At 41.7% G+C, this 14,481-nt stretch carries 14 protein-coding genes; 5 read left to right on the plus strand and 9 right to left on the minus strand.

Annotated features, from left to right (window positions below; genetic code table 11):
• The first annotated feature begins 95 nt into the window (after positions 1-95).
• Positions 96-989, plus strand: a complete 894-nt coding sequence (locus M5X66_RS08920; RefSeq protein ID WP_036956471.1) for a D-hexose-6-phosphate mutarotase — start codon at positions 96-98, stop codon at positions 987-989.
• Between the two features lie 102 nt (positions 990-1,091).
• On the opposite strand, the gene M5X66_RS08925 is transcribed toward M5X66_RS08920, so the two are convergent.
• The 3 genes from M5X66_RS08925 to M5X66_RS08935 all read right to left on the minus strand — a co-directional run bounded on the left by M5X66_RS08925 (position 1,092) and on the right by M5X66_RS08935 (position 4,417).
• Positions 1,092-1,844 carry a MipA/OmpV family protein gene (locus tag M5X66_RS08925; RefSeq protein ID WP_036956469.1) on the minus strand — a complete coding sequence of 251 codons (753 nt, stop codon included), beginning with the start codon at positions 1,842-1,844 and terminating at the stop codon, positions 1,092-1,094.
• A gap of 170 nt (positions 1,845-2,014) precedes the next feature.
• Positions 2,015-3,079: an alanine racemase gene (alr, locus tag M5X66_RS08930; protein ID WP_270103435.1), complete on the minus strand. Its 1,065-nt coding sequence runs from the start codon at positions 3,077-3,079 to the stop codon at positions 2,015-2,017.
• 36 nt (positions 3,080-3,115) lie between these two features.
• Positions 3,116-4,417 carry a D-amino acid dehydrogenase gene (locus M5X66_RS08935; protein ID WP_154599218.1) on the minus strand — a complete coding sequence of 434 codons (1,302 nt, stop codon included), beginning with the start codon at positions 4,415-4,417 and terminating at the stop codon, positions 3,116-3,118.
• 407 nt (positions 4,418-4,824) lie between these two features.
• Here M5X66_RS08935 and M5X66_RS08940 point away from each other — a divergent pair, with 407 nt between their 5' ends.
• Positions 4,825-5,181: a hypothetical protein gene (locus M5X66_RS08940; RefSeq protein ID WP_036956463.1), complete on the plus strand. Its 357-nt coding sequence runs from the start codon at positions 4,825-4,827 to the stop codon at positions 5,179-5,181.
• A gap of 74 nt (positions 5,182-5,255) precedes the next feature.
• Here M5X66_RS08940 and fadR read toward each other — a convergent pair whose 3' ends face one another.
• Positions 5,256-5,972, minus strand: a complete 717-nt coding sequence (gene fadR, locus M5X66_RS08945) for a fatty acid metabolism transcriptional regulator FadR (RefSeq protein ID WP_036956460.1) — start codon at positions 5,970-5,972, stop codon at positions 5,256-5,258.
• Between the two features lie 220 nt (positions 5,973-6,192).
• Here fadR and nhaB point away from each other — a divergent pair, with 220 nt between their 5' ends.
• Together nhaB and dsbB are read left to right on the plus strand one after the other, a co-directional pair.
• Entirely contained in the window at positions 6,193-7,743 is a 1,551-nt protein-coding gene (nhaB, locus tag M5X66_RS08950) for a sodium/proton antiporter NhaB (RefSeq protein WP_036956457.1), read from the plus strand.
• Between the two features lie 378 nt (positions 7,744-8,121).
• Positions 8,122-8,586, plus strand: coding sequence for a disulfide bond formation protein DsbB (gene dsbB, locus M5X66_RS08955; RefSeq protein ID WP_230082526.1), 465 nt, complete (start codon positions 8,122-8,124; stop codon positions 8,584-8,586).
• Between the two features lie 64 nt (positions 8,587-8,650).
• Here the strand turns inward: dsbB and M5X66_RS08960 are convergent, their stop codons facing one another.
• From M5X66_RS08960 to M5X66_RS08970, 3 genes are all read right to left on the minus strand, one after another.
• Complete coding sequence (locus tag M5X66_RS08960; RefSeq protein WP_036954891.1) at positions 8,651-8,956, minus strand: DUF333 domain-containing protein; 306 nt, start codon at positions 8,954-8,956, stop codon at positions 8,651-8,653.
• A 56-nt stretch (positions 8,957-9,012) separates the two neighbouring features.
• Positions 9,013-9,345, minus strand: a complete 333-nt coding sequence (locus tag M5X66_RS08965) for a DMT family transporter (RefSeq protein WP_108478060.1) — start codon at positions 9,343-9,345, stop codon at positions 9,013-9,015.
• A gap of 107 nt (positions 9,346-9,452) precedes the next feature.
• A complete protein-coding gene (locus M5X66_RS08970; RefSeq protein ID WP_036954884.1) occupies positions 9,453-10,652 on the minus strand; it encodes a sugar transporter in 1,200 nt (399 codons plus the stop codon).
• A 238-nt stretch (positions 10,653-10,890) separates the two neighbouring features.
• Between M5X66_RS08970 and M5X66_RS08975 the strand changes: the two genes are divergently transcribed.
• On the plus strand, positions 10,891-11,112 hold the full coding sequence (locus M5X66_RS08975) for a DUF2594 family protein (RefSeq protein ID WP_036954881.1): 222 nt from the start codon (positions 10,891-10,893) through the stop codon (positions 11,110-11,112).
• 269 nt (positions 11,113-11,381) lie between these two features.
• Here the strand turns inward: M5X66_RS08975 and M5X66_RS08980 are convergent, their stop codons facing one another.
• Both M5X66_RS08980 and M5X66_RS08985 read right to left on the minus strand, forming a co-directional pair.
• A complete protein-coding gene (locus M5X66_RS08980; protein ID WP_036954877.1) occupies positions 11,382-12,818 on the minus strand; it encodes a YfcC family protein in 1,437 nt (478 codons plus the stop codon).
• 42 nt (positions 12,819-12,860) lie between these two features.
• A complete protein-coding gene (locus M5X66_RS08985) occupies positions 12,861-13,991 on the minus strand; it encodes a M20 family metallopeptidase (RefSeq protein WP_036954874.1) in 1,131 nt (376 codons plus the stop codon).
• Positions 13,992-14,481 lie beyond the last annotated feature (490 nt).

Here is a 14,481-nt window from a genome sequence, read left to right on the forward strand (position 1 = left end):
TTATTTCTAGTTACTGCCCTATTTATAGGCGCTGCTCTATTTATAGTCGCTGATTTAGGTCGTGATGATGGACCAACAACCACAGGCGCAAGACAATGCATGATAAAATTTTTGCTTTACCTGTTATCAAACAAATTTCCCCTTACATTACCCAACGTCAACTTGGGGATTTACCACTGATCGTCATTTCGCATCCAAAAGTGCGTGGTGCCGTGAGCTTGCAAGGTGCCCACTTAATTGACTGGCAACCCGCAGGTCAAAAACCCTGTCTTTGGCTAAGTCCCGAAAGTGCATTTAAAGAAGGGGTTGCCATTCGTGGTGGTATTCCTATTTGCTGGCCATGGTTTGGTCCTGTAAACAGCCCTAGTCACGGATTCGCCCGTATTTTACCTTGGCAATTTACGGCTCATAATGAGCATGATTGTGGTGTGATCCTCACCTTTACCCTGACGGACAACGAATACACCCGCAAATTATGGCCTCATGAGTTCACGCTGATTTTACGTATGAAGCTCGGGGAAACCTGCGAGCTTGAGTTAGAAAGTTATGGTGACTTCGAGGCTACCGCTGCATTACACAGCTATTTCAATATCAGTGATATCCAGAAAGCCACCGTTTATGGTCTTGGTGGACATTACATTGATAAAGTGGCTGACAGAGAAGCCTATATTTCAGAGCCGCTGAAATTTAATAAGCACACTGACCGCATATATACCGAGCCGGAAGAATACAGCTTATTGCGTGATGATGGCTGGAATCGCACCATTGAGTTACATCATTATCATCACAGTGATGTGGTGTGCTGGAACCCTTGGGCAGAATTATCGTGTAGCATGCAGGATATGCCTAATAATGGTTACAAACAGATGGTTTGTGTAGAAACAGCTCGCATTCATATGCCAATGAAATCCGAAGCGCAAAACCCTTCTCGCCTTTCTCTCGTGATGGTATGCCGCGAAAATAAACCGCAGCCACAGCAAGAACAATAAACATAAAACCAAACGTAAAATAAGTGTAAGAATAAATGCAAAAATAAAACCCCAAAACAGCCTAGCCATTTTGGGGTTTTTTATTCTATTCCAGTGTATGAATTAGAAGGTGTAAGTCACACCGCTCCACATAATCGCCGAATAAGATTTATTGACCATTGGGCTGTCTTTTACTTCACTAGACAGTTTATCAACACGGCCCAGTGCAAACAGAGACCAGCTGTCTGTCATTTTGTAATTAGCTGACAGCTCCACATACGGTGTCCAGCTTGAGTTTGGTTCATAACGCTTTAATCCGCTGTTGGCAGATTCTTTGGATGTCACACCGAACTCATAACGGTTCAGTTTCGCGCTATCCCACTTGATACCTACACCTGGCGTTAAAGACCAGTTATCACCTTTAAATGCATACAGGTAAGCTGCTTCTGCACGCATCCCTTCGCTTTCCCATAACATGTCGAGAGAGCCATTGAAACGCAATGTACCCCAGTCAGCATTATGACGGTAAGTAAAGCCACCCATCACAGTATCGCGACGACGATCCAGCTTACGCATGTCAGCATCATCATTATCTTTTGGTTTAAAGAAATGTGGGTAGTAGTATGCATCTAAAGACAACTGGTCAACTTTATCATTCCATAGGTAATAACCTACAGCCAAAGTACGGAAGTAAAAATTTTCACTTTCATAATTTACAACGGGAACAGGCGAAATATAGTCGCTCGTTTTGATGCCTTTATACGGTGTTGCTTGCGCTAATACAGAGCCTCCAACAGACCAAGTTCCAGCAAACGCAGCACTTGAAGCCGCACTTAACGCAATGGCAAGTGAGGTTATTTTGATTGTTTTAGACATTTTAAATTAAACCCAAATTATTCAGATGAAGTTAACAATAAACAATGAATAACGTGGGAAATTTCACCCACGTTAATGAGATGGTTCACATTTAAAGCTAAATTCCCTTAATTGTCTATCTTTCTCAACAAAGAATCTATGCCAAGTGAATGAATCGAGATGCTTTTTTATTAAAAATCAATAGGTACTCGACGTGCTAGCGCACATAATAATTCGTAACCGATTGTGCCCGCCGACTGTGCCACATCATCAACAGGTAAGTTCTCGCCCCACAACTCTACTTGAGAGCCAATAGCCGCTTCAGGACAGTCACTAATATCGATCGTTAGCATATCCATAGAAACAGCACCTAACAACGCACAACGCTGTCCATGACACCAAACTGGCGTTCCAGTTGGCGCATGACGAGGATAGCCATCAGCATAACCACAAGCGACCGTCGCGATACGCATCGGTTTTCCTGACGTAAACCTGCTACCGTAACCAATGGATTGACCTGCTTCAATATCATGGACTGCAATAATTTCAGATTGTAACGTCATCACCGCTTTTAAACCATATTCAGCAATATCGCCCCATTTGCCACTCGGAGACGCACCATACAGCACAATCCCAGCACGAACCCAATCATAATGAGTATTTTTATGCCATAAAACTGCCCCCGAATTTGCAATGCAAGTCGGCAGTGATAACGGTGAAAATTGCTGGATTTTCGCTAACGGCACTTGTGTTCCTTCTACCAAATCTGAATTTGCAAAATGGCTCATTAGTGTCACATCAGCGACATTTTCCATTTGGTTCAGTTGAGACACAATATCCGCATACTCATCTACCGAAAAACCTAGGCGATTCATTCCACTATTGAGCTTAATATACACAGAAATAGGTTTGCTTAGTGGAACTTGCTCAATGGCAGCTAACTGCCAGCGACTGTGTACGCTGGTTGTTAACTGATACTGGTCAATAACGGCCAAATCATCGGCTTGGAAGAAACCTTCCAATAATAAAATTGGTCCCTTCCACCCTTCATTTCGCAATAAAATGGCTTCATGGAGATCTAAAACGGCAAAACCATCAGAATCTTTTAGTCCACGCCAAATTCGTTTAATACCATGACCATAACCATCTGCTTTCATGACTGACCAGATCTTCGCTTGACCAATTTTCTGGCGGATCACTGCTAAATTATGTTCTAAATTATGTTGATGAATGACAGCACGAATTGGGCGTGGCATTGCGATTCCTTATTATTGATATTTTGCGTCGCTCAATTAACGCGCAGGCGATAAATGACCAGTACTGACTAATTTCGTATTAAAACCATCGGTATACCTAAATACCGATAAATCATCCGCCGCGATGTCTGGCGTATTCCCTGAAATTAAGTCAGCCAACAATTTGCCAGAGCCGCAAGCCATTGTCCAACCTAAGGTTCCATGTCCCGTATTCAAATATAAATTGCTAAATTCTGTCGGTCCGACAATAGGGGTGCCGTCTGGTGTCATTGGACGCAATCCTGTCCAAAATTGCGCTTGGCTAATATCGCCACCACCTTGGTAAAGGTCTTGCACCACCATTTTCAGGGTTTCACAACGTTTTTTCAGTACATCAAGATTAAAACCAACCACTTCCGCCATTCCCCCGACGCGAATACGCTGATCAAAGCGTGTCACTGCAATTTTGTAAGTTTCATCCAACACTGTAGAAACAGGGGCGCGTGATTCATCGATGATTGGCATCGTCAATGAGTAACCTTTCAGAGGGTAAACCGGAATTTTCACCAATTGCTGCAATATCTGTGTGGAATATGACCCCATGGCAACGACATATTGATCCGCCAGCAAAATCTCGCCGTCGACCTTAATGCCGCTAATGCGCTTACCATCCGTTAAAATTTGCTCCACATGACAACCAAAACGGAATGTTACCCCGGCTTGCTCCGCCATTTTTGCCAGTTTTTTAGTAAATTGCTGGCAATCCCCCGTTTCATCGTTTGGTAAGCGTAGCCCCCCTGTCAGCTTATGTTTTACAAAAGCCAATGCAGGCTCAGCCGTAATGAGCTGTTCTGAGGTCAGTAATTCGTATGGCACACCTTCTTGCTGTAAAACCGCAATATCATTGGCAGCATTATCAAACTGTTTTGCGGTTCTAAACAACTGTAACGTACCGCCTTGGCGACCTTCATAGCCAATACCAGTATCTGCTCTAAGTTGGCGTATACAATCACGACTATATTCTGCGATTCGCACCATACGGCTTTTGTTCATGGTGTAGTGCTGCATGTCGCAGTTTTTCAGCATTTGCCACATCCAACGCAATTGGAACAGGCTACCGTCGGGTTTGATCGCTAAAGGAGCATGTTTTTCAAACATCCATTTTACGGCTTTAAGAGGTATCCCCGGCGCACCCCAAGGGGTTGCATATCCTGGAGAAATTTGTCCAGCATTTCCTGCACTGGTTTCTTCAGCCACATCAAGCTGTCTATCAATGACGCAAACTTCATGCCCTTCTTGTGCTAGATACCACGCAGTGGTAACACCAATAACGCCAGCACCTAAAACGAGAACTTTCATAGAACCCCTCAAGAGAACAAAATGGAATTACTGTTAGCATAATATTCTAGTTTTTATTTTCCAATACAGTTGATTAACATTTTTAACAAAAAAGACAATAAAGCTGATTAAGCGCCTTTTAAATTTGCAATGCAGCTTATTATTTCAGGTTAAAAATCCTCGAAAAAATATATCCAATTGAATTAGATGCAATTAATTTAAAGACCACTTCTAAAAAAAAAATAAAATTCAATATTTTGTGCTTTAATTTGAGTGCAATATATTATGTGCCAATTTAATTAACTTCATGGTCACTTCACTTAATACTGAAAAGTTATAATTATCTAGGTTATTCAACTGAAATATCTGTAGTGATTGATATTCCTATCCAACATAAATTCAAAAAGTTAATTAAAGGGGGTAGCAACATGATGAGAAAGATCTTTTCTGTAGGACGATTAATGGGGATAGGTGCTATTTTGTTTTTATTCGCTCATATGAGTTTTGCAGCAGTGCTTTGTGACCCTGTAGGAAAAATACGTATTGAGATAGATGGAGACAATGTCTGTTTTAGCACAACCCGCATACCTGAATGTCCAATTTATGCATTACCAGCAACCACAAGTAGATTAAAAGTAGGTTTCCACTGTCTAATAAATGATGACTCTATAAATTTGTCAGATGATGATTTTATAGATAGGGTGGTTAAAGAATTATCAAACAAAGAAATCGATTATTACAACATCGTTACGATAGATGACTCCTGCACTTGCTTACTAAATTAATATTTGGAATATGACTAATAGCAATAAAAAAGCCAGCGCTAAGCACTGGCTCTTATCGGAAAAGAAGTAATGAATTAAATATTATTTGCGAGATCAGATGGCATATTGCTTTGCATATTGTGCCAGATTACCCCGCTATCTTTACCATAGTTTCTGACGCAATCCATAATACGGTCATAAGCTTGCTCGCGACATAAATTGCTTAGCTGTTGATAAAAGCTTAACGCTAAACGACGCGCTTCAGGGTTAGAGAAATAATAACGCCCAACACGGGTGTATAACCCTCGTAATCCATTAATAATTAAGCCGTAGATTGGGTTGCCTGATGCAAATGCCAGACCACGGAAAATATTGTAATCCAAATCGCTAAATGCATCCGAATTGTCTTCAACCTTATCTTTACCCGATAACACTTCTAATGAGGCTTCCGGATCATTACGAAATGCTGTACGAATAAAAATAGCAGCGATATTAGTACGTACTGCCAATAAGTTATCAATTAGCTGAGGCACGCGGTCGTGATCAAGCTTTGCCAGCGTTTCCAGAATATTTAATCCTGACGTTTCCCAGTAGTTATTGACCTTGGTTGGCTTACCATGTTGAATAGTTAACCACCCGTCACGGGCTAAACGCTGTAAAACTTCACGTAATGTCGTACGGGTTACGCCGATTAATTCAGATAGCTCACGCTCCGCGGGTAAGATAGATCCTGGAGGAAAACGATTGTTCCAAATACTCTCAATAATATACTCTTCCGCAAAACCTGCCGGACTTTGAGCTTTAATAACCATATTTTTATTATTCCAAACATTTTTAGACGGACTACGCGAAAGCATACCAGATTGTCACAATCTGAGATAGTTAGCTTTCCAATAAACCGTAGGTGAATCGTAAAAACCCCATATAATTAATGGATTATCTATTAGCAAATAAGCTTAAATTCTATAAAAGATAAGAGTAGTATGTAACGCGCTGTCACACAACACCAGTTAAAGAGGATTAAAAATCATAATGGATTTTAGTTTAAGAAGAGCATTCTTGAAGAATTTTTTGGGAAATTCTCCAGATTGGTACAAACTTGCTATCATTTTGTTCTTAATAATAAACCCAATTGTTTTCTACTTTGTTAACCCGTTTATCGCCGGTTGGTTACTCGTCATTGAATTTATTTTCACCTTGGCGATGGCACTAAAATGCTACCCATTACAACCTGGTGGTCTATTAGCCATTGAAGCTGTGCTAATTGGTATGACTTCTCCTGCACAGATTTCTCATGAAATCAGTAATAACCTTGAAGTAGTTCTGTTACTGATCTTTATGGTAGCTGGCATCTACTTTATGAAGCAACTTCTGTTATTTGTGTTTACGAAGCTGTTAATAAACGTCCGTTCTAAACGAATTTTAGCGTTGTCATTTTGCTTAGCAAGTGCGTTTTTATCCGCTTTTTTAGATGCTTTAACCGTCATTGCTGTGGTCATTAGCGTTTCTATTGGTTTCTACTCTATTTACCATCAATATGCATCTAGCCAACCTAGCAATACGGATCTACAAAACGATTCCTTCATTGATACGGTTGAGAAAAAGCAGACGCTGGAACAGTTCCGTGCGTTCTTACGTAGCCTAATGATGCATGCGGGTATCGGTACTGCCCTTGGCGGCGTAATGACCATGGTGGGTGAACCACAAAACCTGATCATCGCAAAACATGTTGAGTGGGATTTTATTACCTTCTATCTGCGGATGGCGCCTGTCACTATCCCCGTTTTCTTATGTGGGCTGGTAGTCTGCTTCCTCGTTGAGAAGTTCAAAGTATTTGGGTACGGGGCTGAATTGCCCGATACCGTGCGCCAAGTATTAACCGAACACGATAAAAAAATGAGTGCTAAACGCAGTAAAAAAGAGCAAGCACAGCTTATCGTTCAAGGTCTTATCGGTATTTGGCTAATTCTCGCGCTGGCATTTCACCTTGCCGAAGTGGGTCTGATTGGTCTGTCCGTAATCATTCTTGCCACGACATTCTGTGGGATCACTGAGGAACACGCACTCGGGAAAGCCTTTGAAGAAGCCTTGCCGTTTACTGCCCTACTGACGGTCTTTTTCAGCGTTGTCGCCGTGATCATTGATCAGCAGCTATTTACGCCATTTATTCAGTATGTACTGCAATCCTCTGAATCATCGCAACTGTCCCTATTCTATCTGTTTAACGGGTTGCTCTCTGCGGTATCAGATAACGTGTTTGTCGGTACCGTGTATATTACTGAAGCATTGAAAGCCGCTAACGCAGGCTTAATTTCAGCCGAGCAATATCAGCACTTAGCGGTCGCCATTAACACCGGAACAAACTTACCGTCGGTTGCAACGCCAAATGGACAAGCCGCCTTCTTGTTCCTGTTAACCTCAGCACTGTCTCCGCTGATTCGTCTGTCTTACGGTCGAATGGTGTGGATGGCATTACCATTTACGGTTGTAATGACAATCGTCGGTCTGTTAGGTGTTGAGCTATGGCTTATCCCATTAACTGATTGGATGGAAAGCTTAGGGTTAATTTCTATTCCACGTTGATCAATATTGATTGTTCAGATTCTGGATTTAAAGCCGCATATTTATGCGGCTGAGGTTGATGACAAAGAGGGATAAAAGCGTGTTTTTTCCCTCTTTGTGTTATCAGGCGAAAATCAATAAATTGATTTTCCTCGTTAATATTACAACCCAAAAGAGCCACTTCCAAACCTGATGGGCTTGGAAATGGTCTGAGCCGCATATTTATGCGGCTTTTTTTTGTAATAAAACGTAAAAACTAAGCTAATCTTATTCTAATCTGATTTTGCTGCTTTTTTTATCACCCAGATAGAGGCAAAATAAGCCGATTATTGATGAAGGGAATTTATTATGTTCAGATTTTTTAATTACTGTTCTCAAGGACGGTCAGCCTGGCTACTTATGGCATTCACTGCTTTTATGCTTGAATGTGCCGCTCTGTATTTCCAACATATTATGAAACTGCAACCTTGTGTAATGTGTATCTATGAACGCGTTGCATTGATGGGAATTATTGCGGCCGGTTTAATCGGAGCGATTGCACCGAAAAGCACCGTCGTTAAAGTGATTGCGATTGTGGTTTGGCTGTATGCGGGTTGGCGTGGATTAGACCTTTCATGGGAACATACCATGCTGCAACTATACCCATCTCCGTTTGCATCGTGTGATTTCTTTGTTAATTTCCCAGACTGGTTACCACTTCAAGAATGGGTACCTTCTGTGTTTGAAGCGACAGGTGATTGTGCGGTTAGACAGTGGGCATTCTTAGGGTTAGACATGCCGCAGTGGTTAGTCGGTATTTTTGCAGCTTACATCTTAGTTGGCATCATCGTTGCGATCAGCCTCTTCTTCCCAAGCAAAAAATAGCCTTTCTTTTTCGCCCATCAACCGTGCTTGATGGGCGATTCAAATCATTAGCTCACAAAAATACTTAGATACACGCCCCGCTACGGATTGCCGAAACGGCACAACGACGCCCATTTGCAAATTGGCAAACTGGGGTCTTTTCACCATTGAGTTCTAAATTCAGTGAAGGCAGCCCACCAGCAGAAGTACATGCCTCTTGAGCACCGGGACCTAAATTCACCACTTGCTGAGCATATTGAGAACCGGACGTTTCTGCTCTTGTCATTTTACTGTTATCAGGGCTACTGCACGCTGAAAGTAAAATGGATAATACGGTAGCTGAACCCATTGCCACGACTGTTTTTAACAGCGCCTGACCTTTCCTTTTCATTCTCTTTCTCCGATAGTATCAGCGCTGTTTTGAGTCCCACTATGTTTTGAATCTCATTAATGGGTACCACTTTTAGAAAACAGGTTGATGACTAATACACCAATGATAATTAATAGCATACCAATAATTGCGGGTAAATCGAGTTTTTGGTTATAAATATAGATAGCCGCCACAGAAACCAACACAATTCCCAATCCTGACCAAATAGCATACGCAATCCCCAGTGGCATCACCTTCACGACTTGGGAAAGCCCCCAGAAAGAGACTGCATAACCAATAATAACCACTAAAGAGGGCCAAAAACGGCTAAAACCATCTGATGCTTTTAATGTTGTAGTCGCAATCACTTCCGCAATAATGGACATTAATAAGAAGCTCAATCCTTTCATCGTTCACCTTTCTCTATTTTTTAGCCTAAAATTTGGCAGAAATTTAACACACAAAAAAGCACCGCACTAACCTTTAATTAGTACAGTGCCAAATGAATAAATCTAGCTTAATAATTAGCAGCAGTTGACTGTTTTTCTGCAAAAGCTGAGCGATAGCGGGTATAGATAAACACACACCAAGCAAGTGCTAAAAGGCTGATAATTGCCCCCACATACCCAATATTGGTCATTCCCATATGGGTAATCACTTGGTTCCCTAATAATGCCCCAGCACCAATTCCAATATTAAATAACCCAGAGAAAATCGACATCGCGACATCGGTCGCATCTGGCGCTAAATCCAATACTTTTACTTGGATCCCAAGGCTAATACACATGATCGCCATACCCCAGAATATACAGGTACCAATCAACGTCCAAACATCGCCACTTAGTGGCATAAATAACACTAAACAAAGCGTCAGTAAGGTCATCGATACAGGTAAGAATGAGAGCGTAAAGCGGCTACTGTAGCGGCTAAACAAGACGCTACCAAAAATACCAGCCCCACCAAAAATTAATAATAATAGTGTGGCAAAATTTTGGCTCTGTAAGGCAATATCACGTACAAACGGTTCAATATAGCTATACGCAGTAAAATGAGCCGTAATGACGACGGTGATTAACACAAAGACACCCATCAATGCGGGACGTTTAAACAGAACCGGTAGGCTTTTTAATGAACCGGAATGTTCGCTCGGTAAACGTGGTAAAAAGCGTAATAACGCAATCAGGGTTAATAACGCAAGTACGCCGATACACAAAAATGTTACTCGCCAGCCCATCCATTGCCCAATCACTCGCCCTAACGGTAATCCCAACACGGTTGCCAGTGCCGTTCCCGTTGCGAGCAAGCCCAATGCTTGCGCTTTTTTACCCGCAGGCGCGACGCGGATCGCCAATGATGCGGTAATCGACCAGAAAACTGCGTGAGATAATGCGATACCAATACGTGCGATAATCAGCACTTCAAAATTCCACGCAATCCCACATAGAATATGGCTGAGAATAAAGACAACAAACAAAATTCCCAGTAATTTTCGCCGCTCAAATTTCCCCGTCATCAACATTAATGGCAGAGACATCACCGCGACAACCCACGCATAAATGGTGATCATCAGCCCCGTATGGGCAACGGTCATATCAAAACTTTCAGCAATATCACTCAGTAATGCGACGGGAACAAATTCGGTGGTATTAAAGACAAAAGCCGCAACGGAAAGCGCCAATACACGGATCCATGCAGTGCTTCGAGAAACCTGGGACATGGTTTACGACATCCTGTTGATGATAATTAAGGTAAAGAACAACCTTTAGTACATTTTTGTGAATAATATCACATTCTCCATTCATCTTTAAAGGATTGAAAATTATCATGTTCACACTATTTTTTCATAGAGAAACAGTTATACCCCTTTAATTTTCATGTCAGTTTGAAAAGCGACAGAATCATTTCTTCTATGCTACAATCTGCAAATTACTTTTTATTCTTACAGGAATTCCTAAATGAAAACCCATTTTCCAACTGAGCCAGACGTAAACGCATTAGCAGACGAAGTAACTTGTTTAAAAAATCTTGTTACTCATATGCTTAAAGCTATCGGTCAGGCTGATGCGGGTAAAATTCTGATCAAAATGCAACGCGAAGTCGCTTCGATGGAAGATGAGAAGCAAGCTGAGACTTACAAAAACATTTTAGAACAAATCAAGACAGGTTATCGCCAATAAGAGCTTTAGCGATAAATGCGATTCTAAGCGCTAACTCAAAACAGCGAACTAAAGTGCACAAAAACCTAAGTTTCGTTCACTAGGATCCTTTATCTTTGATCTCGAATTAAACCATTCTTTATTCATTTAGCTCCCCCTTCAGATCCCTATGAAGGGGGCTTTTTTTGCCTAAAATCCTGCCTACTCATTACCCAAAAACAAAAAGCGCCACTCTTTCGAGTAGCGCTTTGACAAATACCCTGTCTGTCTACATAACGTGATAGGCGAACTTAAATTGGACCTAAATTCGTCATGACTGCGTAAACAATCGAGATAATCGAAATAATGACCCAAGTTAATACCAACGGCCAGATAAACTTCAGCCACTTGGTGTATGGGATTTTCGATGTCGCTAATACCGCCATCAAAATACCTGATGTTGGGTTAATACAGTTCACAACACCCTCGCCCATTAATACCGTTTGAACGGTAGTTTGACGGGTGATTTCTAACAGATCGCCCATCGGGGTGAAAATAGGCACTAAAACTGCCGCTTCACCGGAACCTGACGAAATAAAGAAGTGCATGATAGCAGCGGTACCGAACATAGAAAGCGCAGATAATGTTTTTGGTAATCCATCCATCAGAGAAATAATCGAATTCACGATGGTGTCTAAGATCATGCCATCCGCTAATACAATTGCGATGGCACGCGCCATGCCAACAATAAATGCCCCGCCGACCATACCTGCACAGCCTTTCAGGAAGCCGGTTGCAATATCATTCGGTGACATCCTGTTCAGTACGCCCACCCCCACGCCTAAGATGATAAACATAGCCATCATCTCTTTCTCGCCCCAGCTCCACTCAATGGCACCGAAAATAAAGCCAATTAAACAGAATGCGGCATAGGATAATGTAATGACGTGACGTAAAGAGATTTTTGAGGTCTCAAATTGGCTGTCATCAATCTGAACTTCTGGACGCACCATCCCTTGGCGACGGCTTTTCTTCGCGTACAAAGTTAAAAAGATAATCCCTGCGATCACAAAGCTAATATAAACCACCGTGCGGAAGCCAAATGCTGATAGCAGCGGAACATCGGCTAAACCTTGAGATAACCCGACGGTCATCGGTGCCATTACCGAAGCGTTAAAGCCGGAGTAAGCCGCAACATAGACAATCGCTGCGCCAAACTTGTCATCCATTCCGACTGACTTCGCCACCAATAAACCTATTGGCACGAAGGCAATTATCGAGTTCACCACAATCCCAGTGGTACCCAAAATTGAGAACACCACAAAGAAGATAGTGATCAACAAAAAGTCATTAAGCTTTTTACTGCGTGAAATATTACTCAGAACTTTGTTGATTGCGCCCGTTGTTTCAAGCAGATGTAACGCGCCACCAGTAAAGATAATCAAGAAAATGATCGGAGCCGCTTTAACTAGCCCGTCAGCGATCGACGTGAAAACCTGTCCAGGTAAAACGCCATGCTGTTCAGGTAAACGCTCATAACTCCCCGGAATGGTATAGGAGCTCTTAACTTGGGTTTCCACACCATCTTTGATAGTTGTGATAACTTTCGTTTCAGAGGCATACTGCCCCGCAGGAACGATCCAAGTCGCAACCGCTGCCGCGACAAGGATGAAAAAGAGCAATACATACGGGTTTATCCCATCAGAACGCTTTTTTTGTGGTGGTGGTGTTGTTGATGTTATTGCCATAGATTTATCCTGTTGGATTATTATTTGTTTTGTTAGTCATAATTACTGCGTAATGCGTTTTAACACATTGAAAAATAGCTGAGCGCGCTCAGTTAAAGAGGGAATTTCGAGGTACTCTTTATCACTATGTTGATAGCCACCAATTGGACCTAAACCGTCTACCGTTGGCGTACCCACACCAGCGGTAAATGAGGCATCAGAACCACCACCTGTAGAGACATCTTCCAGAGCGATTTCTAGTTTGTCAGCTTCTTGTTTGATGATGTCGATAAGCGCAGCGCTTTGTGCTGTTTTTGCCATTGGTGGACGGTTGATCCCACCAGTCAATGAAAGTTGAATGCCGTTTAACACAGGCTGGCTACACACTTCACGTACTTTCTTGTCGATTTCAATACCTTGCTGCTCAGAAGAGATCCGCACATCAATTTCTGCACGCGCATTTGGAGCGATGGTATTGACGGATGTTCCACCAGTAATCAGACCCACGTTCACTGACAGCCCTTTATCGTGCTGAGAAAGTGCATGTAAGCTTTGGATTTTGAAAGCAAGTTCTTGGATAGCACTGATCCCTGCCTCAGGAGCAATACCAGAGTGAGACGCTTTCCCTTGAATGGTCAGAACATAGGTTCCCACACCGCGACGAGCGCTGACAATGGCACCATTCGCGCGCGCAGGCTCCATCACTAACGCGTAACGTTTGCCTTTCGCACATTCCTCGATGACCGGACGTGACGAAATAGAGCCTATCTCTTCGTCGCAGTTCAGCAGCACTTCAATTTTTTTGTAGCGTTCATCGTTGGTGGCATAAAGCTGTTTGATCACCTGATGCACCATGACATGGCTGCCTTTCATATCGATAACACCAGGACCATAGGCTCTATCACCCTCAATGCTAAATGGTCTTTCCGCTACTGTGCCTTTTGGAAATACAGTATCAAGATGCAGCAAAATCAAAATTTCAGGCGTGGTAGATGGGTGATAAAGACGATAGTTATTACCCAATTTTTCATTTGGGATTATCTCAACCTCAAAGCCCATTGATTGGTAACGTTCACACCAGAATGCAGCGTGATTATCAACACCCTCTTTATCGTATGAACCGGATTCGGTATTAACCACTTGCTTTAATAAATCCAGCATCTCTGCTTCGTGTACTAAAAATTCATTGTGCATGTTGAGTTCCTATTATTTTATGGCGAGATATTTCACTGAGAAAATTGGCTCCCACGCGATAAGATTTTTATTCCAAACAAAATGAAATGTTTATTACTCATAGCCGATAATATTATCGTCATATTCAATTTGACGCGCAAAACATAGCGCTATCTATGCACATTTTATGCATATACAACAATGATGAGTAAAGCCAGATTTAACCCAAGGAGAAGAAACCCTATGATAATTCGATACTTACTTTGATTGAAAAGGATACTTTCGCACCATAACATAACAGATTAATAAATTACAAATAATTATTAATGCATAAATATGCTCTATTTTTTGATTTTTTCAAAAAGTAATAGTTACAGAAAGCAATTATAAAAATATATAAAATAAATATATTAATTATGGTAAATAATCTTCAGAAATTAATGGCAGGCTATTAATTTTAGCTAACCGTAAATATGCAATATTACACGTGGTATTTATTTTTTTATTCACA

This window comes from Providencia sp. PROV188, assembly GCF_027595165.1.
GTDB classification, from domain to species: domain Bacteria; phylum Pseudomonadota; class Gammaproteobacteria; order Enterobacterales; family Enterobacteriaceae; genus Providencia; species Providencia lanzhouensis.

Bases quoted from the DNA above. Each gene is read 5' to 3' on its own strand.
- M5X66_RS08920 (WP_036956471.1), top strand. From the start codon at position 96: ATGCATGATAAAATTTTTGCTTTACCTGTTATCAAACAAATTTCCCCT.
- M5X66_RS08925 (WP_036956469.1), bottom strand. From the start codon at position 1,844: ATGTCTAAAACAATCAAAATAACCTCACTTGCCATTGCGTTAAGTGCG.
- alr (WP_270103435.1), bottom strand. From the start codon at position 3,079: ATGCCACGCCCAATTCGTGCTGTCATTCATCAACATAATTTAGAACAT.
- M5X66_RS08935 (WP_154599218.1), bottom strand. From the start codon at position 4,417: ATGAAAGTTCTCGTTTTAGGTGCTGGCGTTATTGGTGTTACCACTGCG.
- M5X66_RS08940 (WP_036956463.1), top strand. From the start codon at position 4,825: ATGATGAGAAAGATCTTTTCTGTAGGACGATTAATGGGGATAGGTGCT.
- fadR (WP_036956460.1), bottom strand. From the start codon at position 5,972: ATGGTTATTAAAGCTCAAAGTCCGGCAGGTTTTGCGGAAGAGTATATT.
- nhaB (WP_036956457.1), top strand. From the start codon at position 6,193: ATGGATTTTAGTTTAAGAAGAGCATTCTTGAAGAATTTTTTGGGAAAT.
- dsbB (WP_230082526.1), top strand. From the start codon at position 8,122: ATGGCATTCACTGCTTTTATGCTTGAATGTGCCGCTCTGTATTTCCAA.
- M5X66_RS08960 (WP_036954891.1), bottom strand. From the start codon at position 8,956: ATGAAAAGGAAAGGTCAGGCGCTGTTAAAAACAGTCGTGGCAATGGGT.
- M5X66_RS08965 (WP_108478060.1), bottom strand. From the start codon at position 9,345: ATGAAAGGATTGAGCTTCTTATTAATGTCCATTATTGCGGAAGTGATT.
- M5X66_RS08970 (WP_036954884.1), bottom strand. From the start codon at position 10,652: ATGTCCCAGGTTTCTCGAAGCACTGCATGGATCCGTGTATTGGCGCTT.
- M5X66_RS08975 (WP_036954881.1), top strand. From the start codon at position 10,891: ATGAAAACCCATTTTCCAACTGAGCCAGACGTAAACGCATTAGCAGAC.
- M5X66_RS08980 (WP_036954877.1), bottom strand. From the start codon at position 12,818: ATGGCAATAACATCAACAACACCACCACCACAAAAAAAGCGTTCTGAT.
- M5X66_RS08985 (WP_036954874.1), bottom strand. From the start codon at position 13,991: ATGCACAATGAATTTTTAGTACACGAAGCAGAGATGCTGGATTTATTA.